The following is a 23,318-nucleotide window of genomic DNA, read 5'->3' on the forward strand; positions in this document are numbered from 1 at the left end:
TAAACTATTGACCATGCGCAACGCCTTCGCGATTCCCCTGCTCGGCCTTCTGGTGCTCGCTGCCTGCGGCACCCCGCAGGAGCGTTGCATCAGCGATGCCTCCGGTCCGTGGCGCTCGGCCGTGCAGGAGCGAGAGCGCATCGCCAAGGATCTTGCCCGCGGCTATACCTACAAGACCGAGTTCGAGACCCGTTCGCGCTACGTGCCCTGCCGCACCCGGGGCGGCTTCATGTCCTATTGCTGGGACAACGACACCCAGCCGGTGACCCGACGCGTGCCGGTCGACAAGGCCGCGCTGCAGGCCCGCGACGCCGAGCTCGCCAGGGCCATCCCCTCGCTGCGCACCAACGCCCAACGCGACGTCGCGCAATGCCGCGCGCTCTATCCCGAAGAGGCCGAGGCGCCGACGTGACCCAACGCCGGGACGGGCTGCTGCGCCCCAATTGCCGAGATGCACTGGCTCAGCCGAAAGCGCATCTCGTTCGCAAAACCGGGATCAGGCACCCCGCCTAGGCTCCCCCTGTCACGCCCCCGGACCGTCCCGCATGTCCCCGACCCCGCTTCCCGCGCACCGGATCTCTGCCAGCGGCGAGACCGCTTTCGGCGACCCGTCGCTGGTCTTCCCCTACTGGAGCTTCACCAAGACCGTGATCGCGGCGCTTGCCCTGCAACTCGCCGCCGAGGGCAAGGTCACGCTCGATGGGCGCCTCGGGGACGCGCCCCACAGCCTGCGCCAGCTTCTCGACCACACGGCGGGGCTGCCGGATTACGGCACGCTCCCGAGCTACCATGCCGCCGTCGCCGCCGACGAGGACCCGTGGCCGCGCGACCTGCTCGCCGGGCGGACGATGGCGCAGGGCCGGCTCTTTGCTCCGGGCGACGGGTGGTCCTATTCCAACCTCGGCTACATGCTGGCGCGCGAGGCGCTCGAGACAGCGACAGGCACCGATCTCGCCACGCTGGTGCGCGAGCGGATTGCGGGGCCGCTCGGGCTCGGGAGCGTGATCCTCGCGACCACCCGGGAAGAGTTCGCGACCATCTGCTGGCCCGGTGCGCGGCGCTATCATCCGGGCTGGGTCTACCACGGCTGCCTTGTGGGCACCGCCCGCGACGCGGCCCGGCTGCTGCACGGGCTGATGACCGGCCCCCTGCTTTCTGCCGCGCAACAGCGCGAGATGCAGCGCGAGCACCGGCTCGGCGGCGCCCTTCCCGGACGGCCCTGGACCACGCACGGCTACGGGCTGGGGCTGATGATCGGGCGCGCCGGACCCGCCGGACGGGTGGTCGGCCATGCCGGTGGCGGGCCCTTCTGCGTGAACTCCGTCAGCCACTTCCCCGACGCCCCCGAGCCGGTCACCGTCGCCTGCTTTGCCGAGGGTCAGGGCGAGGGCCGGACCGAGTTCGAGGCCGTCCGCCTCGCCGTCCTGCGCTAACCCCACCCGGACGCATCGCTAACCACTTCGTAACGCCTGTCATATGAGCTTTACGTGGGCGCGCTAGAGAAGACGTGACCACACCATGTTGCGAAGCTTGCCAGAGAGTAAACGCGAGATATAGTGATTTCAGGCTGGGGCGGGGCGTCCCGCTCTGGTGCTTCGGAACGGGCAGACAGAGCAGGAAGCGAGTCACTCAATGGATGGCGATTTCAGAAAACATTTCGTCAGGGAACCCTCGTCGCTGAAACACTATCCAGCGCTGGTCCTGAACGCGGACTACAGACCGCTCTCCTATTATCCGCTATCCCTCTGGCCCTGGCAGGAAGCGGTGAAGGCGGCCTTCCTCGACAGGGTCGACATCATCGCCGAATACGACGAGGAGGTCCGAAGCCCCTCGATGACGCTCAAGATCCCGAGCGTCGTGGTGCTGAAAGATTACGTGAAACCGAGGAAGCGCGTGGCATTCACGCGCTTCAATCTTTTTCTGAGGGACGAATTCCGCTGCCAGTATTGCGGATCCAAGGACGATCTGACCTTCGACCACGTGGTGCCCCGGGCCTCGGGCGGCATCACCTCGTGGGAGAACGTCGTCGCCGCCTGTGCCCCCTGCAATCTCCGGAAGGGCTCGAAATCGCTGCGTCAGGTGAACATGTCGCTGCGCAAGATCCCGCGCCAGCCCGGCGCCTCCGAGCTCATGGACGTGGGCCGCAAGTTCCCGCCCAACCACCTGCACGACAGCTGGCTCGACTTCCTCTACTGGGACGCCGAACTCGAGGCCTGAGCCGCTCGAGGCTTGCCACGTGGCGAGACCCGTCCTAAGCCCCGACCCGGCGCACGACCCGCGCCGGACCTGCCGTGAGGGGACCCGATGCTGCTATATCGCCTGCTCGTGACCATCTTCGCGCTGGGAGTGCTGGCGCGGCTGGTGCTGAAACGCGACTGGCAGGCCCTGCAGCAGCGGCTCGCGCGCAGCCCGGCAGAGCCCGGCCCCCATCTCTGGCTGCATGCCGCCTCGAACGGAGAGCTGGCCTCGATCCGCCCGGTGATCGACGCCCTGCGGGCCGACCGCCCCGACCTGCCCCTGCTGGTGACCTGCAACTCCACGACCGGCGTCGCACTGGCGGAGCGCTGGGGCTTGCCCGCCCGTCTCGCCCCGCTCGACCTGTGGTGGGTGGCGCGGCGGATGCACCGCGACTGGGACGTCCGCGCGCATCTGACCATGGAATCCGAGCTTTGGCCGCACCGCACCCTCGCCTGCCCCGGCCCGGTCTTCATCATGGGCGGCCGGCTCAGCGAAGCTACGGCGCGGGGCTGGCGGATGCTCGGCGGGCTGCACCGGCGGCTGCTGCAGCGCATCGCCTTCGTCTCGGCGCAGGAAACGGGTTCGGCGACACGTTACCGCGAGGCGGGGCTGCCCGAGGCCGCCGCCGGGCCGGTGGTCGATCTCAAGGCGCTCTACGCCGCAGATCCGCGCCATGACGTGGCGCTGGAGGCGGTCTTCGACCGCGCCCGGACCTGGCTCGCCGCCTCGACCCACAAGGGCGAGGAAGAGCAGGTTCTGGCCGCGCACAAGCTGGCGCGCGAGGCCGAGCCCGGCCTGCGGCTGATCCTCGCCCCGCGCCACCCGCGCCGCGGCGACGAGGTCGAGGCGCTGATCCGCGACAGCGGGCTCGACTGCGCCCGCCGCAGCCGCGACGAGCCGCCCGCCGGGGCCGACATCTATCTCGCCGACACCATGGGAGAGATGCCGCTCTTCTACGGGCTGGCCGGGCGCGTCTTCATCGGCGGCACCCTCACCGACCGCGGCGGCCACACGCCCTACGAGCCCGCGGCCTATGGCGCGGCGCTGCTGCGCGGGCCCGACGTGGCCAAGCACCGCCCCGGCTTCGACCGGCTCGAGGCGGCAAACGCGGCGCTGACCGTGGCCGATGCCGAAGCGCTGGCGGCGGGTCTCAATGCCCTGTCCGACCCGGAGAAGCAGAGCGCCATGGGGGCCGCGGCGCAGGCGGCGCTGCGTCCGCAGGCAGATGCACGAGAACTTGTCGGGGCAATCACGCAACGTCTGGACGCTGCGTCCTGAGCGCGGCAGTCTCGACGCTCGAATCGAGCAAGCAACAAAGCAATGAGCCTGATCTCACACTACGCCAAGGCCGCGAAACGCGCGAAAGTCCCGTACCTGCAATACGCTGCCCTGTGCTACCGGCAGCGTGGTGGAAAACTGCAGATCCTGATGATCACCAGCCGCGGCGGACGCCGCTGGACGCTGCCCAAGGGCTGGCCGATGCGCAAGCGCAGCCCCGCCGAGACCGCCGCGCAGGAAGCCTGGGAGGAGGCCGGGGTCCGGGGCGAGGCCAAGGCCAAGTGCATCGGCGGCTACACCTACACCAAGATCTCCGAACCGCAGCAGCATCTCGCCATCGTCTTCCCGCTCGAGGTCAAACGGCTCGAGAAGCGTTTTCCCGAGCGCGGCAAGCGCAAGCGTCGCTGGATGAGCCGCCGCAAGGCCGCTGCGGTGGTGTCCGAGCCGGAGCTCGCGAAACTGCTCCGCGACTTCGAGCCCGGCGGCCGGCGCTCGTGACGCTCTCTTGAAAGCCGCTGAAAGAACATTAGGTTTTTCTGGATATATCCGGACATACACATGATCCAGTACTCCCTCAGATGCGCCGAGGATCACCGCTTCGACAGCTGGTTCCAGTCCGCGAGCGCCTTCGACAAGCTCCATGCCGCCGGCATGGTGACCTGCGCCGTGTGCGGCACGACCGAGGTCGAGAAGGATCTGATGGCGCCGCGCGTGAACGCGCAGGCCGCCCGCCCCGAGGCCGAGGCCACGCCTGCGCTCTCGGGTCCCGCGTCCCCCGCCGAGCAGGCCCTGCGGGCGCTGCGCGAGCAGGTCGAGAAGACCTCGGAATACGTCGGGCGCGACTTCGCGGCCCAGGCCCGTGCCATGCACGAGGGCGACGCGCCGCAGCGCGCGATCTGGGGCGAGACCCGCGGCGACGAGGCCCGCAAGCTGATCGAGGACGGCGTGCCGGTGGCGCCGCTGCCCTTCCGCCCCACCCGCAAGACCAACTGACGCGACCAGCGCCGGGCCACCCGGCCCCGGCCGGCGCCACGCCCTTGGTGCCCGGGTTCCCGAGATCCACCGCATCCCCGAATTCCCGCGTCCGCCGCAGGCCCCGCCGCCGGCCTCTTGCGCCGCGCGCGGGCGCGGATTAAACCCCGCCTGATTCAGACCACCCGGGGGGTGCTTCATGCCCGTTCTCGTGATGAAATTCGGCGGCACCTCCGTCGCGACGCTCGACCGGATCCGGCGGGCGGCGAAACGCGTCGGCGTCGAGGTGGCCAAGGGCTACGATGTCATCGTCATCGTCTCAGCCATGTCCGGTGAAACCAACAAGCTGGTGGGCTTCGTCGAAGAGACCTCGCCGCTGTTCGACGCGCGCGAATACGACGCCGTCGTGTCCTCGGGCGAGAACGTGACCGCCGGCCTGATGGCGCTCACCCTGCAGGAGATGGACGTGCCGGCGCGCAGCTGGCAGGGCTGGCAGGTGCCGCTGATGACCACCAGCGCGCACAGCTCGGCGCGGATCGTCGACATCCCGACCGACAACATCAACCGCAAGTTCGGCGAGGGCATGAAGGTCGCGGTCGTCGCGGGCTTCCAGGGCATCTCGTCCGAGGGCCGGATCACCACGCTGGGCCGGGGCGGCTCGGACACCACTGCCGTGGCCTTTGCCGCCGCCTTCGACGCCGAGCGCTGCGACATCTACACCGACGTCGACGGCGTCTACACCACCGACCCGCGGATCTGCGAGAAGGCCCGCAAGCTCGACAAGATCGCCTTCGAGGAGATGCTCGAGCTCGCCTCGCTTGGGGCCAAGGTGCTGCAGACCCGTTCGGTCGAGCTGGCAATGCGCTACAATGTGAAGCTGCGGGTGCTCTCGAGCTTCGAGGAACAGTCCGACGAGGCCGGAACGCTCGTCTGCGACGAGGAGGAAATCATGGAACTGAACGTTGTCTCCGGGGTCGCCCATTCCCGCGACGAAGCCAAGATGACCCTGATCTCGGTCGCCGACCGTCCGGGCATCGCAGCCGCCATCTTCACGCCGCTCTCCGAGTCCGGCATCAACGTTGACATGATCGTGCAGAACATCTCGGAAGATGGCCGCACCGACATGACCTTCTCCTGCCCCACCAACCAGGTGGCACGCGCGGAGGAAGCGCTGAAGAAGGCCAAGGACGCGGGCCACATCAACTTCCACGACCTCGTGGCGGACACCAACGTCTGCAAGATCTCTGTGGTCGGCATCGGCATGCGCTCGCACACCGGCGTGGCCGCCAAGATGTTCAAGGTGCTCTCGGACGAGGGCATCAACATCAAGGTCATCACCACCTCCGAGATCAAGATCTCGGTGCTGATCGACCGCAAGTACATGGAACTGGCGGTGCAGTCGCTGCACGACGCCTTCGACCTCGACAAGGCCGCCTGACCTGCCGCGACGGGCGCGCCCCTGCGCCCGCCCGTCGCCGACCCTCCGCGCCACGCTGCTCGTGGCGACGCGCCCTGCCCCCCTTGCCGCTGGTGCAGACAACCTCCCCGATACACGAACCTCACGCCGCCTCGGAGACGCGCAGCAGGGACATCCCCCTGTGGTAGAATGCCGTTTATCCTTCCCCTTCCCCCCGTCCCTCGCCTATAGGTGGCGTGCCAGACCAAGGAAAACCGGCCCATTCCATGATTGACCGCTCGGAAAGTGAAAGCCGCAAGCTGCTTGTGCGCCTCCGTGACACGATGGCCGAAGAGGCCGCCGGTCAGGAGCGGCTCGACAAGATCACTCATCTGACCGCGGATTCGATGGGGACCGAGGTGTGCTCGGTCTACCTCTTCCGCGACGATGACACGCTGGAGTTGTGCGCCACCGAGGGCCTCAAACAGGAGGCCGTGCACCGCACCCGCATGAAGCTGGGAGAGGGCCTCGTCGGGCGCGTGGCCCGCACCGGCAAGATGGTGAACACCGCCGATGCCCCGTCCGAGCGCGGCTTCCGCTACATGCCCGAGACCGGCGAGGAGATCTTCTCGAGCTTCCTCGGCCTGCCGATCCAGCGCCTCGGCGAGAAGCTGGGCGTGCTGGTGGTGCAGACCAAGGACAAGCGCGAGTTCACCCACGACGAGATCTACGCGCTCGAGGTGGTGGCCATGGTGCTGGCCGAGATGGCCGAGCTTGGCGCCTTCGTCGGCGAAGGCGCGGCGCTGAAGGCGCGCCACACCCAGCCCACGATGATCCGCGGCATCACCGGGCAGGAAGGCACCACCGAGGGCCACGTCTGGCTGCACGAGCCCCGCGTCGTGGTGACCAACCTCGTGACCGAGGACCCGCAGCGCGAGCGCGACCGCCTGCGCACGGCGGTGGAACAGCTGCGCGTGGGCGTCAACGAGATGCTCGAGGGCGCCAGCGGCGAGCAGCTCGAGGTGCTCGAGGCCTACCGGATGTTCGCCAACTCCAAGGGCTGGCGCAACCGCATGGAAGAGGACATCGACCGGGGTCTCTCGGCCGAGGCCGCGGTCGAGAAGGAGCAGTCCGTCGCGCGCGCCCGCATGTCACAGGTGGCCGACCCCTACCTGCGCGAACGGCTGCACGACCTCGACGACCTGTCGAACCGGCTGCTGCGCATCCTCACCGGACAGGGCCGCGAGACCGGCGCCGAGATGCCCGCCGACCCGATCCTCGTCGCCCGCAACATCGGCCCGGCCGAGCTGCTGGACTACGGACGCCGGCTCAAGGGCATCGTGCTCGAGGAAGGCTCCGTCGGCAGCCACGCCGCCATCGTCGCCCGCGCGCTCGCGATCCCGCTGGTGATCCACGCGCAGCGCATCACCAACGAGGCGCTGAACGGCGACCACATCATGGTGGACGGCGACCACGGCATCGTCCACCTGCGGCCTGACGACAGCGTGGTCAGCGCCTTCCGCGACAAGATCGCGATGCAGGCGCAGGCGCAGGAGCGCTACACCTCGATCCGCCAGAAGCCCGCGACCTCGCTCTGCGGCAAGCGCGTCACGCTGTTCATGAACGCGGGCCTGCTGGCTGACCTGCCCTCGCTGCCGACCTCGGGCGCCGAGGGCGTGGGGCTGTTCCGCACCGAGCTGCAGTTCCTGATCCGCAACCAGATGCCGCGGCGCAAGGAGCTGGTCGAGACCTACAAGCGGGTGATGGATGCGGCCGGCGACAAGCCGGTGGTGTTCCGCACCCTCGACATCGGCTCGGACAAGGTGCTGCCCTACATGAAGCCCAACGACGAGCCCAACCCGGCGCTTGGCTGGCGGGCGATCCGGGTCGGGCTCGACAAGCCGGGCGTGATGCGGATGCAGATCCAGGCGCTGCTGCGCGCCGCCAACGGCCGGCCGCTGTCGGTGATGTTCCCCTTCGTGGCGCAGTACGAAGAGTTCCGCGCCGCCCGCGACGAGGTGCAGAAGGCGGTCGCCATCGAGCGCAAGCTCGGTCGCGCGGTGCCCGAGAAGATCACCATCGGCACCATGCTCGAAACCCCGAGCCTCGCCTATGCCTCGAAGAAGTTCTTCGAAGACGTGGAGTTCATCTCCATCGGCGGCAATGACCTCAAGCAGTTCTTCTTCGCCGCAGACCGCGAGAACGAGCGGGTGCGGCGGCGTTACGACACGCTGAACGTCAGCTTCCTGACCTTCCTCGAGGGCATCGTGCAACGATGCTCTGAGTCCGGCACGCCGCTCAGCTTCTGCGGCGAGGATGCGGGCCGCCCGATCGAGGCGGTCTGTCTGGCCGCCATCGGGCTGCACAAGCTGTCGATGCGCCCGGCCTCCATCGGACCGGTGAAGAGCCTGATCATGCGCACAGACCTCGACGCGCTTTACGACGTGATCTGCGACGCCCGCGAACGCGGCGAGCAATCCGTGCGCGAGTCGGTGCTCGAATACCTGCGCTGGAACGGCTGAGCCCCGGCAAGCAACTGCGGCTTGCGGCAGGGCGGATCGCGACGGCTGACGGCAGACGAGGCCTGCGGGCTGTAGGGGCGCGACAGCCTGACCGGTCCCAATCGGTTGACCCGTCGCAAGCGGTCGAACGGCTGCTGGCGGTCAAGCGGCTACCAGCCGCCGACTGATCGCGAGCAGACTCCCGCTCGCAAACGGTTAGACGGCTGAAAGCGGCTGACCCTTCGCAAGCGGCTGACAGACAGCAATCCGCCGGGCGGTCCCAAACCCTGGTCCCGTCGCGAGGGTTCACGCGGTTTCAAACGGCTGACCGATACCAGCCACCAGCCACCAGGCCCTCAGGTCACACCACGGCGCCTGCCCCAACCGCCCGATCCGACCCGCCGGACCGCCGGACCGCCCGGCCGAACCGGGTTTCCCCGGCGGCCGGACGCCACTGTTCCGAAACGTGCCACGCGCCGTTCTGGCGACGGACACTGCCCGCGCGTTTTGCGCGGGGTAAGCCCCCTCGGTCCCCGGCATCGGTGTGACAGCCCCCGAATGGCAGCCCCCGAATTCGACCGGGCCGGGTGCGGCGGGCTTTTGCCCTTCCGCCCCCCGTCATAGCCGCCGACCTCCAAAGATGCCGTTAACGTCGGGCAACTTCCTGCCGCAGCGCCGCGATCAGCGCCTCGCGCGGCTGTCCGCTGTCGCGCGCCAGACGCATCAGCCCGAAATGCACCTGCGCCATCTGCTGGTAGTAGCTGGTGTAGGCGTAGTTCGTCGCGGCCCCCGCCGCCGCGCCCAGGATCGGCACCGTCTGCGCCGCGAGCTTCTGCCCCATCACCGTCGCCAGCCGCGGCGAGATGCTGCGGATGATGCCGTGCACCGTGCCCCCGGTCAGCGTCACCCGCGTCGAGAGGAACGCCATGTCGGCCCCGTCGTCCTGCGACAGCGGCCCCGCCGAGGCGAAGACACTCAGGCATTCCTTGCGGATCTCGGGCAGATCGGGATCGAAGCCATGCTCCGCGGCGATCCCCTGGATCGCACGCAACAGCACCGTGGTGGTCACCGGCAGCTCTGCCAGCGCCGAGGGCAACCCGCCGGCGCCGCCCGCCGCGCCCATGGCGGTGGCCAGCGCAGTGTTGAGCCAGCCCTTCTGGTCCGGCACCACCCCACGCGAGCCCGCAGCCGCGCGCAGCGCGACCTCGAGCGCCTTCTCGGTGGCGCTCTCGAGCCGGTCCTTGACCTTGTCGGGCAGCCGTTCGAGCAGGTTCTCCGCCTTCCCGCCCAGCGCATTCAGCACCTGCAATCCGATTCCGCCCGCCGAACGGTACCGCTTCGCGAGCGCGGCAATCTCGGTGCTGGTGTCGGCAAGGACCAAGTCTGTTCCGGTCATGGGTCTTCCTTTCGGGCTCCTGCCAGAAGAGATCGTGCCGCCGCGCCCGATTTCAAGCGCTGCGCGTGACCTCGCCCGCAACCCCGTCCCAGGCGCCGGGCACCAGCTCGAGCCCCAGCACTCGCTCGGGGTTGGTGGGCGGCGGCATGACCACCTCGTCGAGCTTCACGAAGCCGAAGCGCCGGTAATAGGGCTCGTCCCCCACCAGCAGCACCCGCGACCACTCGAGCGCGCGCGCCCGCTCCACGGTGTCGCGGATCAGCGCCGCCCCCAGCCCCTCGCCCTGCGCGGTGGGGTGCACGGCGACCGGCCCCAGCAGCAGCGCCTGCCAGCGCCCGATGCGCACCGGCCAGTAGCGGATCGCCCCGCCAATGATCCCGGTCTCGTCACGGGCGACGCGGCACAGCTCCGGCACCGGCGGCACGTCGTCACGCAAGCGGTAGGACGACAGCAGCGTGCGTCCCGGCGCGAAGCAATGGTCATAGAGCGCCTCGACCTCCCACCAGTCGCCCGATTTTTCCTGTGACAGCGTATACAGCGCGCCTTCTCCCGTGCATTCGACCGCGAACCGGCCTACCGTCTCCCCCATATATGCGCAAAGTTCTGAAAGGACAGTGATGTTCTACCGCCCCGAGGAGGGTCACGGCCTGCCGCACAACCCCTTCAACGCCATCGTCACGCCGCGACCCATCGGCTGGATCTCGACGCGTGGCGCGCTGGGAGACAACCTCGCCCCTTACAGCTTCTTCAATGCCGTGGCCTACCTGCCGCCGCAGGTGATGTTCGCCTCGACCTCCACCAAGGAGGACCGCGGCGACACCAAGGACAGCGTGGCGCAACTGCGCGAAAGCGGCGTGTTCTGCGTCAACATCGTCGAGGAGGCGATGCGCGACGCGATGAACGCCACCTCGGGTCCGTGGCAGGCCGGGCAGGACGAGTTCGAGCTTGCGGGCATCGAGAAGGCGGAGTGCCGGACCATCGACTGCCCCCGCGTGGCGGCGGCGCCCGCGGCGCTCGAATGCAAGGTGGTGCAGGTCGTGCAACTGCCCGGTGCCGCCAATTTCGTGACCTTCGGCGAGGTCACCGGCGTGCACATGCGCGACGATTGCCTGGTGAACGGCCGCTTCGACGTGACCCGCTTCCGCCCCCTCTCGCGGCTCGGCTACCGCGACTACGCCACCGTGACCGAGGTCTTCGAACTCAAACGCCCCGGCGACTGACCTGCTCCGCGACCGGACTGCTCCAGCGCCCCCATCCGCGAGATTCCGGCGCCCCACACCCGGCGCATCCCCACCCTTCATCTTGCCAGATGAACTCCGGGGGAGCCGCGCAGCGGCGGGGGCAGCGCCCCCTCCGGCCCATCCTCCCCTCACCACCCCATGAAAAATGCACATGACAAATGCAAAGGGCGCGCACCGTCAGGTGCGCGCCCCCGGGCGACGCCCGCGGCGCAATCCCTTGTCAGTGCCCGCCGAGAATCCCGGTGCGCACGTGGTAGTCGACCGCCAGCGCGTAATCGGGGTCGTCATCGGAATCGACCATCAGGTGGCCGGCCTTGCTCAGAAGCCGGTGGCAGTCGCGCGACAGGTGGCGCAGCTGCAGGCGCTTGCCCGCGGCCTCGTATTTCGCCGCCACCGCCTCGATCGCCTGAAGCGCCGACTGGTCCACCACCCGGCTGTCGGCGAAATCGACGATGACCGTGCCCGGGTCGCCCGCCACGTCGAAGAGCTCGGCGAAGCCCTCGGAAGAGCCGAAGAACAGCGGCCCCTGGATCTGGTAGACCTTGGCCCCCTCGGGCGTCACGTAGCTCTTCGCATGGATGCGCCGCGCGTTGTTCCACGCGTAGGCGAGCGCCGAGACGATCACCCCCACGACCACCGCCACCGCGAGATCCTCGTAGACCGTCACAACGGTCACCAGCACGATGACGAAGGCGTCGATCAGCGGCACCTTGAAGAGGATGCGCAGGCTGTTCCAGGCGAAGGTGCCGATCACCACCATGAACATCACCCCCACCAGCGCCGCCAGCGGGATGAGCTCGATCAGCGGCGAGGCGAAAAGGATGAAGGACAGCAGGAACAGCGCCGCCACGATGCCGGCGATCCGCGTCCGTCCGCCGGATTTCACGTTGATCATCGACTGGCCGATCATGGCGCAGCCGCCCATGCCGCCGAAGAAGCCGGTCACCACGTTGGCGGTGCCCTGCGCGATGCACTCCTGGCTGGCGCCGCCGCGCTGGCCGGTCATCTCGCCCACGAGGTTCAGCGTCAGCAGCGACTCGATCAGCCCGATCGCCGCGAGGATCACCGCATAGGGCAGGATGATCTGCAGGGTCTCGAGGTCAAAGGGCACGGCGGGAATGTGGAACGAGGGGAAACCGCCCTGGATCGAGGCCATGTCCCCCACCCGCGGCGTATCGAACCCGAAGACGATCACCAGCACCGCGGTCACCACGATCCCGGCGAGCGGCGCGGGGATGACGCGGGTCACCTTGGGCAGCAGCCAGATCACCGCCATTGTGAGCGCCACCAGCCCCAGCATCAGCATCAGCGGCCCGCCCGAGAGCCACTCCTGCCCGCCCGAGCCCGGCACCTTGAACTGGGTGAGCTGGGCCAGGAAGATCACGATGGCCAGACCGTTGACGAAGCCCAGCATCACCGGGTGCGGCACCAGCCGGATGAACTTGCCCCAGTGCAGCGCGCCCGCGATCACCTGCAGGATGCCCATCAGCACCACGGTGGCAAAGAGGTACTCGACCCCGTGCTGCGCGACCAGCGCGACCATGACCACGGCCAGCGCCCCGGTCGCCCCCGAGATCATGCCCGGGCGCCCGCCCAGCACCGCGGTGATCAGCCCCACGAGGAAGGCGGCGTAGAGCCCGACCAGCGGGTGCACGTCCGCGACGAAGGCAAAGGCCACCGCCTCGGGCACCAGCGCCAGGGCCACGGTCAGACCCGAGAGCACGTCGGTCTTGATCTGACCCGGGGTCAGCCGGCCGGTCGGGTGGATGCTGAGGTCGGGCATCGAGATGCGGCGTGCGTAGCGTGCCAGAAGGGCCTTGGCCATGAGCTATGTCCTGTTCCGTGTTGATGCGCGGCCCTGCGCATACTGCACCGCGGCGTGAAAAGCCACCCGTTCAGGCCCACATCCGCCCAAAGCCGCCCCATCGCCCCGCATTTGCCTCACATCCCCGCGCCGCGCCCTGACATTCCCGCCGGTCGCGGCCATTCTGCCCCCGCAGCCCCGAGCCGCCCCCAGCCGTCTCCGCCGGAAGGTCCCGCCGTGCTCTCCACCGTCCTGCTCCACGCAGCCGCCGTCATCGTCGGGCTCTCCTAGGGCGGGCTCGCCTCAGCCGCGGCGGTCGCCGTGCCGCTGCTGTCGCTCTTCATGAACCCGGTCACCGCCGCCGCGACCCTGCTGCCGGTCTGCGTGGTCACCGACTGCATCGGCGTCTGGCTCTACCGCCGCAGCTCCTCGCGCCGGAACGTGCGCATTCTCGTGCCCGCCATCCTCTTCGGCGTCGCCGTCGCCACTGTCATCCCCTCCTGCACGCCCGAAATCGCGCTGCTGCTCTTCAGCGGCGGCATCGGGCTCTGGTCCTGCGCACGGGTCTGGCTCGCCCGCGGCGCCACCGAGCAGACCCCCACCCGGCTGCTGCCCGGCCTGTTCCGGGGCACCGTCACCGGCATCGCGAGCTTCCTCACCCATTCCGCCGCGCCCCCGAGCCAGGCCTACCTGCTGCGGCAGCGCCTGCCAAAGCTCGGGTTCGCCGGCACCGTGTCGATCTCCTTCGCGGTCGGCAAGCTCGTGAAGATCCCCGCCTGCCGGTCCATCGGTCAGCTCGACGGGCTGCACCGGCAGCTGATCGGAGGCCTCGCGCTCGCCGGCATCGCGGGCACCTTCGCCGGCCGCTGGCCAACCGGCCGCCTGCCCGAGGCGCTCTGCGTGCGGCGGATCCGCACCCTGCTCCTCGCGCTCTCGGGGCGTCTGCTGGTCAAGCGCGGGCTGCAGCTTCTCGGCTGAGCCGATCACGCCTTTTCAACCGCTTTCCCCCGGTGCAAGCTCCCCGCGACACCAACAGGCAGGGGGCAGGACATGAGCGGCACGATGATCGGGGTGATCGGCGGATCGGGGGTCTACGACCTCGACACGCTCACGGACCGCACATGGGTCGCGGTCGAGACGCCCTGGGGCACGCCCTCGGACCAGATCCTGACCGGCACGCTCGACGGCGTGCCCATGGCGTTCCTGCCGCGCCATGGCCGCGGCCACGTGCATTCGCCCTCGACCGTGCCCTACCGCGCCAACATCGACGCGCTGAAGCGGCTCGGCGTCACCGACGTGATCTCGGTCTCCGCCTGCGGCTCCTTCCGCGAGGAAATGGCGCCGGGCGATTTCGTCGTCGTCGACCAGTTCATCGACCGCACCTTCGCCCGCGAGAAGAGCTTCTTCGGCACCGGCTGCGTCGCCCATGTCTCGGTCGCACACCCCACCTGCCCGCGGCTCGGCGCCGCCTGCCTCGCCGCCGCGCGGGACGCCGGCATCACCGTGCACGAGGGCGGCACCTACCTCGCCATGGAGGGGCCGCAGTTCTCGACCCTGGCGGAATCCCGGATGTACCGCGAGAGCTGGGGCGCCGACGTGATCGGCATGACCAACATGCCCGAGGCCAAGCTCGCCCGCGAGGCCGAGCTCTGCTATGCCTCCGTCGCCATGGTCACAGATTACGACAGCTGGCACCCCGATCACGGCGCCGTCGAGATCACCGACATCGTCCGCGTGCTCACCGGCAACGCCGACAAGGCGCGGGCGCTGGTCTCGCGCCTGCCGGCCCTGCTCGGCGCCGGGCGCGCGCCCTGCCCGCACGGCTGCGACCGGGCGCTCGACCACGCGCTGCTCACCGCCCCCGACCGGCGCGACCCGGCGCTGATGGCAAGGCTCGACGCGGTGGCAGGGAGGCTTGTTTAGCCTATGGAGAAATTTCTTTTGAAGACGGCCTCGCCACTTCCGAACGATTGCCAGATTGTCTTTCCGAAGAGGGCCTGTCCGGCAACTCGACCGGAACGAGGAGATATCTTGTTTGTCTGGATCAACTCCCAAGGTCTCGTTGCAGAGTACACAGTCATGAATATGCTGCAGGCGGCCGTGCTACTCGGGGAAGAGACAGTTTATGGACGGAGGATCCCGCCTAGCTGGCTAGATAACTGCGACAGGCAAAAACTAACGCTACGATCGAAGCTACATTGTGATCGAAATGATCGCCTGTGGCACCTTTCGGACAATGAAGTGCTCGAATTGGACACCATTCGTCGGAGCTATGGGAACTAGACGATGACCCTCGATCTCTGGCTGACCTTCGCCGCCGCCTCGACCGCGCTGCTGCTGATCCCGGGCCCCACGGTGCTGCTGGTGCTCTCCTACGCGCTCAGCAAGGGCCGCTCGGTCGCCGTGGCCTCCGCCGCCGGCGTGGCGCTCGGCGATTTCACCGCCATGTCGCTGTCGCTCGCGGGGCTCGGCGCGCTGGTGATGACCTCGGCCGCGCTCTTCACCGCGCTCAAGTGGATCGGCGCCGCCTACCTCGTCTGGCTCGGCGTGAAGCTGCTGCGCTCGGCGCCGAAGGACGGCCTCGCCCTGCCCCGCGCCGAGGTCAGCGCCTCCGGCGTCTTCACCCACGCCGCCGCCGTCACCGCACTCAACCCCAAGAGCATCGCATTCTTCATCGCCTTCGTGCCGCAGTTCCTGACCGCGGAGGCGCCGCTCCTGCCGCAGTTCGCGATCCTCGTCGCCACGTTCGTAAGCCTCGCCGCGCTCAACGCGCTGGCCTACGCGCTCGCCGCCGACCGGCTGCGCAGCGCCATCGCCCGCCCCCTGGTCATCGCCTGGCTCACCCGCTGCGGCGGCGCCGCGCTGATCGGCATGGGGCTTCTCACCGCAACCCTGCGCCGCAGCGCCTGAGGACAGCCCCATGATCGCCCAGAAACAGGTCCGCGACTACATCCGCTCGATCGTCGACTTCCCGCATGAAGGCATCGTGTTCCGCGACGTGACCACGCTCTTCGCCGATCCCCGCGGCTTCCGCATGGCCATCGACCAGCTGCTGCACCCCTACGCGGGCATGCGCTTCGACAAGGTGGTGGGACTCGAGGCGCGCGGCTTCATCCTCGGCGGCGCGGTGGCGCACCAGCTCTCCGCGGGCTTCGTGCCGATCCGCAAGAAGGGCAAGCTGCCCGGCGCGGTGATCTCCGAGGCCTACACGCTGGAATACGGCGAGGCAGTGGTCGAGATCCACGACGACGCCATCACCCCCGGTGAGCGCATCCTGCTGGTCGACGACCTGCTCGCTACGGGCGGCACGGCAGAGGCGGGCATCAGGCTGGTAGAACGGCTGGGCGGCGAGATCATCGGCTGCGCCTTCATCGTCGACCTGCCGGACCTCGGCGGTCGCGCCCGGCTCGAGGCGCTCGACATGGACGTCCACGCCCTCTGCGCCTTCGACGGCCTCTGACCGGCCGCCCCTGACCGACCTCTGGGCCAAAGCGACCACGCCCGCCCTTCATCTTGCCCCTGAACTCCGGGGAGCGCGAGGGGCTGGCCCCTCGCCGCACGACCTCCCCCAAGCCCGCAACGCATTCCCGAACGCGTCACCCCGGCCAGAGAGCCCCCGAGGCCCCTCAAGGAGGGGCCGAGACGGAAAGCGCGCCCGCAAGGGCGCACCTCCGGATCATTACCGATCCGCAAGAGCCCTCAGGCCGCGTTCGCGGCCTTCTTGCGGGGCGTGCCGGCGTTGGCGTCGATGAAATCGAGCACCAGCGGGCGGATGTTGTTGCGCCAGCTCTTGCCCGCGAAGATGCCGTAGTGGCCGGCATTGGGCTCGAGATGGCTCGCCTTCTTCGCATCCGGCAGCCCGGTGCAGAGATCGAGCGCCGCGACGCATTGTCCCGGGGCCGAGATGTCGTCGGCGGCGCCCTCGACGGTCTTCACCGCGACATCGGTGATCTTGCCGATGTCGACCTTGCGGCCCGCCACCACGAACTGGTTCTTGGCGATCTCGCCGTTCTTGAAGATCCGCTCCACCGTCGAGAGATAGAACTCCGCCGGCATGTCCATGACCGCGAGATACTCGTCGTAGAAGCGGTTGTGGGCGTCGTGGTCGGTGGCATCGCCATGCGCCACCCGCATGATCTGGTCGTTGAAGGCCTTGGAATGGCGATCCATGTTCATCGCGATGAAGGACGAGAGCTGCAGCAGCCCGGGATAGACCAGCCGGCCCACGCCCTTGTACTTGAAGCCGACCCGCTGGATCATCGATTCCTCGAGCTGGCCCATGGTGACCCGGTGGCCGAAATCGGTGACCTCGGTGGGGGTCGCGTTGGGGTCGATCGGGCCGCCGATCAGCGTCATGGTGCGCGGCTGCGCGTCGGGGTCGATGTCGGCGAGATAGGCGGTCGCCGCAAGCGTCAGCGGCGCCGGCTGGCAGATCGCGATGACGTTGGTATCAGGGCCGAGGTGGCGCATGAACTCGACGAGGTACAGCGTGTAGTCCTCGATGTCGAACTTGCCGCAGCTCACCGGGATGTCGCGGGCGTTCTTCCAGTCGGTGACGTAGACCTCGGCGTCGGGGATCAGCGAGATCACCGTCGAGCGCACCAGCGTCGCGTAGTGGCCCGACATCGGCGCCACCACGAGGATCTTGCGGGCCTTCTCCTCGCGCTCGAGCACGTTGAAGTGGATCAGGTTGCCGAAGTCCTTCTCGAGCACCGTCTCCTTCTGCACGAGGTGGTCCTTGCCGTCGTTGCAGGTGATGGTGCGGATGCCCCAGCTGGGTTTCACCACCATGCGCTGAAAGCTGCGCTCGGTCACCTCGCCCCAGGCGGCCATCCAGGCGATCGCCGGGTTGGGAAGCGCCGCCAGTGCCGGGTACGAGGCCATTGCCTTGGCCGTGGCCCCCAACCACTGGTTGGTGTTGCGAAGGGATTCCATCAGGTCGTAGGTCGCCATGAATCGCATGTGCGAGTTCTCCTGTATCGTGACCCGCCAAAGCTTACGTGTCCCGGGTTGCCCCCTCCTTTGCAACCAGGACCGCCTCGGCGTCAAACCAATTCGCCGCTTTGCCCTAGCCAGCGGCATCGTTATTCTTCCGAGGGAGGAAGATAGGGGGGATTCGTGGCCATGACAACAAAAGCAGGCGTCATCAGCTCGGAGCGCGAAACATTCGAAACAAACCTCGCGAAGATCGAGGCGCTTTCACAGCGCCTGATCGAGGCGCTGGCGCACCGGAAACCCATCAACCAGGCGCTGCACGGCCCCGACCCCCTACTCTATGCAGAGGCGGCGCAGGCGTACTGGCAGGAATGGCTGAAGAACCCGGCGAAAGTCTTCGAGCAGCAGGTGGGGTATTGGGGCAAGTCCCTGAACCACTTCATGGAAGCGCAGCAGGCGCTGGCCGAGGGCAAGCTCGCCCCGCCCGCCGACACCGGGCCCACCGACAAGCGCTTCGGCAACCCGCTCTGGGACAGCCACCCCTATTTCAACTTCATCAAGCAGCAGTATCTCATCAACTCCGAGGCGATCCGCGACGCGGTCGACCAGATCGAGGAGATGGATCCCAAGGAAAAGCACCGCCTGCGGTATTTCGCCCAGCAGATCACCGACATGATGGCGCCGACGAACTTCTTCGCGACCAACCCCGACGCGCTGCAGAAGGCGGTCGCGACCGAGGGCGAGAGCCTCGTGAAGGGGCTCGAGAATCTGGTCGCGGATCTCGAGGCCAACAACGGCGAGCTGGTGGTCCGACTCGTGGACGAAGAGGCCTTCGAGGTCGGCGGCAACATCGCCACCGCCGAGGGCAAGGTGGTCTGGCGCAACCGGATGATGGAGCTCATCCAGTACTCCCCCACCACCGAGCAGGTGCACGAGACCCCGATGGTGGTCTTCCCGCCGTGGATCAACAAGTTCTACATTCTCGACCTCAAGCCGCAGAACAGCCTGATCCGCTACATCGTCGACCAGGGCTACACGCTCTTCGTGGTGAGCTGGGTCAACGCCGACGAGAGCTACCGCGACGTCGGGCTCGAGGACTACATCGAGGACGGCTACCTCACCGCCATGCGCGTCGTGCGCGAGATCTGCGGCACCGAGCAGGTCAACGTCACCGGCTACTGCATCGCCGGCACCACGCTGGCGCTGACCCTGTCGCTCCTGAAGAAGCGCGGCGACAAGCAGGTGAAGTCGGCGACCTTCTTCACCGCGCTCACCGACTTCAGCGACCAGGGCGAGTTCGTGCCGTTCCTGCAGAACGACTTCGTGGACGGCATCGAGAAGGAGATCGAGGCCAGCGGTATCCTCAAGAGCTTCATCATGTCGCGCACCTTCTCGTTCCTGCGCTCGACCGACCTGATCTACACGCCCGCGATCCGCTCCTACATGATGGGCGAGACCCCGCCCGCCTTCGACCTGCTCTACTGGAACGGCGACGGCGCCAACCTGCCCGGACGGATGACCATCCAGTACCTGCGCGGCCTGTGCCAGAAGAACGAGTTCGCCGAGGGCCGCTTCGAGCTCATGGGCGAGACGCTCGACCTGCGCGACGTCGACGTGCCGCTGATCTCGATCACCGCCGAGACCGACCACATCGCCGCGTGGAAGGACTGCTACCGCGGCGTGCAGAAGATGGGCTCGCGCTCCAAGACCTTCGTGCTGTCGGAATCCGGCCATATCGCCGGCATCGTCAATCCGCCCAGCAAGAAGAAGTACGGCCATTACCTGAACCCCGATCTCAAGCTCTCGGCGGACGAGTGGCAGGACAGCGCGGACTACCACGAAGGCTCGTGGTGGCCGTTCTGGGAAGCGTGGCTGCGCAAGCGTTCCGGGAAAAAGGTCCCGGCAAGACAACCCGGCGATTCGGAGCATCCGCCTCTTTGCGCGGCACCCGGGACCTATGTACGCGTGAAAGCGAACCAGTAAATTCAGGCAATTGCACAATAATGCTGCACCGCAGAAATTTCCCTTGAAATGCTGCGCTGCAGCATTCATATTGGTGTCAGCCGATGAATGCGGGGGTGGGCCCCCGAGGCAGACACAGACAGGAATTTAGCAATGGCCGCCAAGACCCAAGATATCACCGCGATGATGAAAGACATGATGGGCGCGTTCCCCGTCGACACCAAAGCGATGGACGAAGCCTTCAAGACCACCGCGACCCTGAACGAAAAGCTCTCGGCCGTGGCTCTGGAAGCCGCCGAGAAGTCGACCGAGATCTCCGCCAAATGGGCCAAGGACACCCTCGCCAAGCTGGCTGACATGTCCAAGGTCAAGAAAGAGCCGGCCGACTACGCCAAGGCGATGACCGATTTCGCGTCGGCCCAGTCCGAAGTTGCCGCCGAGAACATGGCCGCCTTCGCCGAGATCGCCAAGAAGGTCCAGATGGACACCGTGGAACTGATGATGGCCGCTGGCAAGGACTTCACCGAAGACGCCACCGCCGCCGTCAAGAAGGCCACCGACGATATGTCCGCGGCCGCCAAGAAGGCGACCACGAAGTAAGACCCTTTCCCGGCGCCTTTCGTTTGTGGGCGCCGGAACTCGGATTGCGCCCCCTCTCCTCCCAACAAAAGGCGCAATTACGTGGGGCGGGTTCCATTCCGAACCCGCCCCTTTTTCATGTCCCTCGAAGCAGGGTCGACCGGTTCTCGCGGCGGTGGCGAAGACTCGCGCGTCGCGTGAACTTTTTCTGAATTCGCGCTGTCAAGCCTTGCATTGCTGCACTGCAGCATCAATATGGCGACAGCGTAGGCCTAGGCGGAGCATCCGCCGTAATCCCAAGGGAGTGAGCAAATGGCAACCACGCAAGACTTCACCGATACCCTCAAAGACATGATGGGCGCCTGGCAGATGGATCAGGCCAAGTTCGAAGAGGCCTGGAAGTCCTCCACCGGCTTCGGCGAAAAGGCCTCGGGCATCGCGCTCGACGCCGCTGGCAAGACCACCGACATCTCGGTCGGCTGGACCATGGAAACGCTGGGCCGCATGGGCGACCTCGCCAAGGCGCGCACCGCGCCGACCGACTACGCGCAGGCGATGAGCGATTTCGCCACCGCGCAGATGGAAAGCGCCAAGGCCCACATGACCGCCCTCGGCGACGTGGCCAAGGAAGCGCAAAGCGAGACCATGTCGCTCATGATGTCGCTGGGCAAGGACATGGCCGACGACGCCACCGCCGCCGCGACCACGACGGCCAAGGCGACCGAGAAGGCCGCCGAAAAGGCGACCACCGCGGCCACCAGCGCGGCACGCACCACCACGCGCCGCACCACCGCTGCCGCCAAGAAGACCGCCGCCGAGACCGCAGAGGTCGCGGAGACCGTCGAGGTAGCCGCCAAGGACGCCGCCCCCACCGACACCACCAAGAGCTGATCTCTCGGCGCTCGGGGGGACCCGTCCCCGGACATGAAAAAACGCGGCCCACCGGGCCGCGTTTGCGTTTTCAGGGGTCAGAGCCGGGCTTTCTGTGCCCGACCCCTGCCCGTCAGTTGACGAGGGTCGCATCGGTGGCGGCGCGGAATTCTTCCTCGGTCACGCCATCGGCCAGCTCGACCAGCTTCAGCCCGCCCTCGACCACGTCCAGCACGCCGAGATTGGTGATGATGCGGTCGACCACGCCCTTGCCGGTCAGCGGCAGGGTGCATTCCTTCAGCACCTTGCTCTCGCCGTGCTTGTTGGCGTGATCCATGACCACGATGACCTTGCCGACACCGGCCACGAGGTCCATCGCGCCGCCCATGCCCTTGACCAGCTTGCCCGGGATCATCCAGTTCGCGAGGTCACCGTTCTCGGCCACTTCCATGGCGCCGAGGATCGCCGCCGCGATCTTGCCGCCGCGGATCATGCCGAAGCTCATGGCGCTGTCGAAATAGGCCGTGCGGCGCAGCTCGGTGATGGTCTGCTTGCCGGCGTTGATCAGGTCGGGGTCCTCGTCGCCCTCGAAGGGGAACGGGCCCATGCCCAGCATGCCGTTCTCGGACTGCAGCGTGATGTCCTTGTCACCCACGTAGTTGGCGACCAGCGTCGGAATGCCGATGCCGAGGTTCACGTACATGCCGTCTTCGAGTTCCTGCGCCGCCCGTGCGGCCATCTGATTGCGATCCCAGGGCATCAGGCTTCCTCCCGCTTGCGCACGGTGCGCTGTTCGATCCGCTTCTCGTGCTCGCCCTTGATGATGCGGTGCACGTAGATCCCCGGCAGGTGGATGTGATCGGGGTCCAGTTCACCGGGCTCGACGATCTCTTCCACTTCCATCACGCAGAGCTTGCCGCACATCGCGGCAGGCGGATTGAAGTTGCGGGCGGTCTTGCGGAAGATGCAGTTGCCGGTCGTGTCGGCCTTCCACGCCTTGACGATGGAGAGATCCGCAAAGATGCCCTCCTCGAGGATGTAGTCCTGGCCACCCCAGTTCTTCACGTCCTTGCCCTCGGCGATCACGGTGCCGACACCGGTCTTGGTGTAGAAGCCGGGAATGCCGCTGCCGCCGGCGCGCATGCGCTCGGCCAGCGTGCCCTGCGGGTTGAACTCGAGCTCGAGCTCGCCGCTCAGGTACTGGCGCATGAACTCGGCGTTCTCGCCCACGTAGGACGACATCATCTTCTTGATCTGCTTGGTGTCCAGCAGCTTGCCGAGGCCGAAGCCGTCGACGCCACAGTTGTTGGACGCGATGGTCAGATCCTTGACGCCGCTCTCGACGATGGCGTCGATCAGCAGCTCGGGAATGCCGCAGAGACCGAACCCGCCCGCCGCGATCAGCATTCCGTCATGCAGCACCCCGTCGAGGGCCTCCGCCGCGGAACCGTAGACTTTCTTCATGGATATCTCCCCTCCTGAAGCTGTTGCCTGAGGTTGTGCCGCGCCGCAGAGTAAGAGTCAACGAAGCCGGGCGGGGACTTGCCGGGCGCCGCGCCGGGCGGGCTCAGATCACCCGGACCTGCGTGCCGATGGGGCAGAGCTGGTAGAGTTCGGCGATCTTTTCGTTGTAGAGCCCGATGCACCCGTCGGACGACCGGCGCCCGATCTTCCGGGTGTCGTGGGTGCCGTGGATGATGTAGGCGGGCCAGCCGAGATACATCGCGTGGGTGCCGAGCGGGTTGTCCGGGCCCGGAGGAATCGGCTTCCAGTCGGGGTAGCGCTCCATCTGGCTGGCGGTCGGCGTCCACGACGGCCCCACCACCTTGCGCACGATCTCGGTATAGCCGCGCTTGGTCAGCTCGTCGGTCTTGGGCACCGAGGTCGGATAGACCCGGTAGTCGCTGCCGTCGGCGGACCAGAAGTGCAGCGCACGCGACGAGGTGTCGGCGACGATGCTGGCCTTGCCCAGGGTGTCGAAGTGGTCGCGCCAGTCCTGCATGGTGAAGCTGGAAATGTTGTGGCGCAGGATGCCCTGAGCGCGGGCCCGGGCGGGCACCAGCGGCAGGATCAGCGCAGCGCCGGCGGCGGCCAGCAGCGAACGGCGGGAGATGGGCAGATCGGACATGCGCGGAACCTCTGGCTG

General features: G+C 67.6%; 22 protein-coding genes and 1 pseudogene. 16 read left to right on the forward strand and 7 right to left on the reverse strand.

Translation table 11 applies throughout. The features are described from left to right. The first annotated feature begins 13 nt into the window (after window positions 1-13). The 8 genes from BLQ77_RS03930 (at window position 14) to ptsP (ending at window position 8,406) form a co-directional block, all read left to right on the forward strand. Entirely contained in the window at window positions 14-412 is a 399-nt protein-coding gene (locus BLQ77_RS03930) for a hypothetical protein (RefSeq protein ID WP_008883803.1), read from the forward strand. A 133-nt stretch (window positions 413-545) separates the two neighbouring features. Then, a complete protein-coding gene (locus BLQ77_RS03935; protein ID WP_089955638.1) occupies window positions 546-1,433 on the forward strand; it encodes a serine hydrolase domain-containing protein in 888 nt (295 codons plus the stop codon). A 199-nt stretch (window positions 1,434-1,632) separates the two neighbouring features. Beyond that, complete coding sequence (locus tag BLQ77_RS03940) at window positions 1,633-2,217, forward strand: HNH endonuclease (protein WP_008885098.1); 585 nt, start codon at window positions 1,633-1,635, stop codon at window positions 2,215-2,217. Between the two features lie 87 nt (window positions 2,218-2,304). Further along, window positions 2,305-3,516 (forward strand): 3-deoxy-D-manno-octulosonic acid transferase, encoded by a 1,212-nt coding sequence (locus tag BLQ77_RS03945; RefSeq protein ID WP_089955641.1) that lies wholly within the window; start codon window positions 2,305-2,307, stop codon window positions 3,514-3,516. A 42-nt stretch (window positions 3,517-3,558) separates the two neighbouring features. Further along, window positions 3,559-4,014, forward strand: a complete 456-nt coding sequence (locus tag BLQ77_RS03950) for an NUDIX hydrolase (RefSeq protein ID WP_089955644.1) — start codon at window positions 3,559-3,561, stop codon at window positions 4,012-4,014. Window positions 4,015-4,074: 60 nt separating this feature from the next. Further along, window positions 4,075-4,509, forward strand: a complete 435-nt coding sequence (locus BLQ77_RS03955) for a DUF1178 family protein (protein WP_089955647.1) — start codon at window positions 4,075-4,077, stop codon at window positions 4,507-4,509. 178 nt (window positions 4,510-4,687) lie between these two features. Beyond that, window positions 4,688-5,926, forward strand: a complete 1,239-nt coding sequence (locus BLQ77_RS03960; RefSeq protein WP_008885411.1) for an aspartate kinase — start codon at window positions 4,688-4,690, stop codon at window positions 5,924-5,926. Window positions 5,927-6,171: 245 nt separating this feature from the next. After that, entirely contained in the window at window positions 6,172-8,406 is a 2,235-nt protein-coding gene (gene ptsP / locus BLQ77_RS03965; protein ID WP_008884694.1) for a phosphoenolpyruvate--protein phosphotransferase, read from the forward strand. A 625-nt stretch (window positions 8,407-9,031) separates the two neighbouring features. Here the strand turns inward: ptsP and BLQ77_RS03970 are convergent. Both BLQ77_RS03970 and BLQ77_RS03975 read right to left on the reverse strand, forming a co-directional pair. Further along, window positions 9,032-9,781 (reverse strand): EcsC family protein, encoded by a 750-nt coding sequence (locus BLQ77_RS03970; protein WP_089955649.1) that lies wholly within the window; start codon window positions 9,779-9,781, stop codon window positions 9,032-9,034. A 52-nt stretch (window positions 9,782-9,833) separates the two neighbouring features. Further along, window positions 9,834-10,319, reverse strand: a complete 486-nt coding sequence (locus BLQ77_RS03975; RefSeq protein ID WP_165617027.1) for a GNAT family N-acetyltransferase — start codon at window positions 10,317-10,319, stop codon at window positions 9,834-9,836. 79 nt (window positions 10,320-10,398) lie between these two features. Here BLQ77_RS03975 and BLQ77_RS03980 point away from each other — a divergent pair, with 79 nt between their 5' ends. After that, window positions 10,399-11,001, forward strand: a complete 603-nt coding sequence (locus BLQ77_RS03980; protein ID WP_089955657.1) for a flavin reductase family protein — start codon at window positions 10,399-10,401, stop codon at window positions 10,999-11,001. A 241-nt stretch (window positions 11,002-11,242) separates the two neighbouring features. Here the strand turns inward: BLQ77_RS03980 and BLQ77_RS03985 are convergent, their stop codons facing one another. After that, on the reverse strand, window positions 11,243-12,847 hold the full coding sequence (locus BLQ77_RS03985; RefSeq protein WP_089955660.1) for a SulP family inorganic anion transporter: 1,605 nt from the start codon (window positions 12,845-12,847) through the stop codon (window positions 11,243-11,245). 297 nt (window positions 12,848-13,144) lie between these two features. Here BLQ77_RS03985 and BLQ77_RS03990 point away from each other — a divergent pair. From BLQ77_RS03990 to BLQ77_RS04005, 4 genes and pseudogenes are all read left to right on the forward strand, one after another. Beyond that, window positions 13,145-13,804 (forward strand): annotated as a pseudogene (locus BLQ77_RS03990) (sulfite exporter TauE/SafE family protein); the annotation flags it as partial. 72 nt (window positions 13,805-13,876) lie between these two features. Beyond that, window positions 13,877-14,749 (forward strand): S-methyl-5'-thioadenosine phosphorylase, encoded by an 873-nt coding sequence (locus BLQ77_RS03995; RefSeq protein ID WP_089955663.1) that lies wholly within the window; start codon window positions 13,877-13,879, stop codon window positions 14,747-14,749. A gap of 363 nt (window positions 14,750-15,112) precedes the next feature. Next, window positions 15,113-15,736 carry a LysE family translocator gene (locus tag BLQ77_RS04000; RefSeq protein ID WP_089955665.1) on the forward strand — a complete coding sequence of 208 codons (624 nt, stop codon included), beginning with the start codon at window positions 15,113-15,115 and terminating at the stop codon, window positions 15,734-15,736. Window positions 15,737-15,749: 13 nt separating this feature from the next. Further along, window positions 15,750-16,286, forward strand: coding sequence for an adenine phosphoribosyltransferase (locus BLQ77_RS04005; RefSeq protein WP_089955853.1), 537 nt, complete (start codon window positions 15,750-15,752; stop codon window positions 16,284-16,286). A gap of 239 nt (window positions 16,287-16,525) precedes the next feature. Here the strand turns inward: BLQ77_RS04005 and phaZ are convergent, their stop codons facing one another. Then, entirely contained in the window at window positions 16,526-17,788 is a 1,263-nt protein-coding gene (gene phaZ, locus BLQ77_RS04010) for a polyhydroxyalkanoate depolymerase (RefSeq protein ID WP_089955667.1), read from the reverse strand. Between the two features lie 162 nt (window positions 17,789-17,950). On the opposite strand from phaZ, the gene BLQ77_RS04015 reads away from it, so the two are divergent. The 3 genes from BLQ77_RS04015 (at window position 17,951) to BLQ77_RS04025 (ending at window position 21,193) form a co-directional block, all read left to right on the forward strand. After that, window positions 17,951-19,744 carry a PHA/PHB synthase family protein gene (locus BLQ77_RS04015; protein WP_040383901.1) on the forward strand — a complete coding sequence of 598 codons (1,794 nt, stop codon included), beginning with the start codon at window positions 17,951-17,953 and terminating at the stop codon, window positions 19,742-19,744. Window positions 19,745-19,876: 132 nt separating this feature from the next. Beyond that, window positions 19,877-20,323 (forward strand): phasin family protein, encoded by a 447-nt coding sequence (locus BLQ77_RS04020; RefSeq protein WP_008884177.1) that lies wholly within the window; start codon window positions 19,877-19,879, stop codon window positions 20,321-20,323. 291 nt (window positions 20,324-20,614) lie between these two features. Further along, complete coding sequence (locus BLQ77_RS04025) at window positions 20,615-21,193, forward strand: phasin (protein WP_089955669.1); 579 nt, start codon at window positions 20,615-20,617, stop codon at window positions 21,191-21,193. A 112-nt stretch (window positions 21,194-21,305) separates the two neighbouring features. Here BLQ77_RS04025 and BLQ77_RS04030 read toward each other — a convergent pair whose 3' ends face one another. The 3 genes from BLQ77_RS04030 to BLQ77_RS04040 form a co-directional block, all read right to left on the reverse strand. Further along, complete coding sequence (locus BLQ77_RS04030; protein WP_089955671.1) at window positions 21,306-21,932, reverse strand: CoA transferase subunit B; 627 nt, start codon at window positions 21,930-21,932, stop codon at window positions 21,306-21,308. Next, entirely contained in the window at window positions 21,932-22,636 is a 705-nt protein-coding gene (locus BLQ77_RS04035) for a CoA transferase subunit A (RefSeq protein ID WP_008884095.1), read from the reverse strand. Before BLQ77_RS04035 ends, BLQ77_RS04030 begins: the two co-directional genes overlap by 1 nt. Before the next feature lie 103 nt (window positions 22,637-22,739). Then, window positions 22,740-23,300: a L,D-transpeptidase gene (locus BLQ77_RS04040; RefSeq protein ID WP_008883790.1), complete on the reverse strand. Its 561-nt coding sequence runs from the start codon at window positions 23,298-23,300 to the stop codon at window positions 22,740-22,742. Window positions 23,301-23,318: the final 18 nt, after the last annotated feature.

It is taken from the genome of Salipiger thiooxidans (genome assembly GCF_900102075.1).
Classification (GTDB): Bacteria; Pseudomonadota; Alphaproteobacteria; order Rhodobacterales; family Rhodobacteraceae; genus Salipiger; species Salipiger thiooxidans.

What these genes read in the sequence shown, in the direction of transcription:
- BLQ77_RS03980 (WP_089955657.1), top strand. Translation starts at nt 10,399, where the DNA reads ATGTTCTACCGCCCCGAGGAGGGTCACGGCCTGCCGCACAACCCCTTC.
- BLQ77_RS03945 (WP_089955641.1), top strand. Translation starts at nt 2,305, where the DNA reads ATGCTGCTATATCGCCTGCTCGTGACCATCTTCGCGCTGGGAGTGCTG.
- BLQ77_RS03960 (WP_008885411.1), top strand. Translation starts at nt 4,688, where the DNA reads ATGCCCGTTCTCGTGATGAAATTCGGCGGCACCTCCGTCGCGACGCTC.
- BLQ77_RS03940 (WP_008885098.1), top strand. Translation starts at nt 1,633, where the DNA reads ATGGATGGCGATTTCAGAAAACATTTCGTCAGGGAACCCTCGTCGCTG.
- BLQ77_RS03935 (WP_089955638.1), top strand. Translation starts at nt 546, where the DNA reads ATGTCCCCGACCCCGCTTCCCGCGCACCGGATCTCTGCCAGCGGCGAG.
- BLQ77_RS04020 (WP_008884177.1), top strand. Translation starts at nt 19,877, where the DNA reads ATGGCCGCCAAGACCCAAGATATCACCGCGATGATGAAAGACATGATG.
- BLQ77_RS04040 (WP_008883790.1), bottom strand. Translation starts at nt 23,300, where the DNA reads ATGTCCGATCTGCCCATCTCCCGCCGTTCGCTGCTGGCCGCCGCCGGC.
- phaZ (WP_089955667.1), bottom strand. Translation starts at nt 17,788, where the DNA reads ATGCGATTCATGGCGACCTACGACCTGATGGAATCCCTTCGCAACACC.
- BLQ77_RS03985 (WP_089955660.1), bottom strand. Translation starts at nt 12,847, where the DNA reads ATGGCCAAGGCCCTTCTGGCACGCTACGCACGCCGCATCTCGATGCCC.
- BLQ77_RS04025 (WP_089955669.1), top strand. Translation starts at nt 20,615, where the DNA reads ATGGCAACCACGCAAGACTTCACCGATACCCTCAAAGACATGATGGGC.
- BLQ77_RS03995 (WP_089955663.1), top strand. Translation starts at nt 13,877, where the DNA reads ATGAGCGGCACGATGATCGGGGTGATCGGCGGATCGGGGGTCTACGAC.
- BLQ77_RS04035 (WP_008884095.1), bottom strand. Translation starts at nt 22,636, where the DNA reads ATGAAGAAAGTCTACGGTTCCGCGGCGGAGGCCCTCGACGGGGTGCTG.
- BLQ77_RS03950 (WP_089955644.1), top strand. Translation starts at nt 3,559, where the DNA reads ATGAGCCTGATCTCACACTACGCCAAGGCCGCGAAACGCGCGAAAGTC.
- BLQ77_RS03970 (WP_089955649.1), bottom strand. Translation starts at nt 9,781, where the DNA reads ATGACCGGAACAGACTTGGTCCTTGCCGACACCAGCACCGAGATTGCC.
- BLQ77_RS04030 (WP_089955671.1), bottom strand. Translation starts at nt 21,932, where the DNA reads ATGCCCTGGGATCGCAATCAGATGGCCGCACGGGCGGCGCAGGAACTC.
- BLQ77_RS03955 (WP_089955647.1), top strand. Translation starts at nt 4,075, where the DNA reads ATGATCCAGTACTCCCTCAGATGCGCCGAGGATCACCGCTTCGACAGC.
- BLQ77_RS03930 (WP_008883803.1), top strand. Translation starts at nt 14, where the DNA reads ATGCGCAACGCCTTCGCGATTCCCCTGCTCGGCCTTCTGGTGCTCGCT.
- ptsP (WP_008884694.1), top strand. Translation starts at nt 6,172, where the DNA reads ATGATTGACCGCTCGGAAAGTGAAAGCCGCAAGCTGCTTGTGCGCCTC.
- BLQ77_RS04015 (WP_040383901.1), top strand. Translation starts at nt 17,951, where the DNA reads ATGACAACAAAAGCAGGCGTCATCAGCTCGGAGCGCGAAACATTCGAA.
- BLQ77_RS04000 (WP_089955665.1), top strand. Translation starts at nt 15,113, where the DNA reads ATGACCCTCGATCTCTGGCTGACCTTCGCCGCCGCCTCGACCGCGCTG.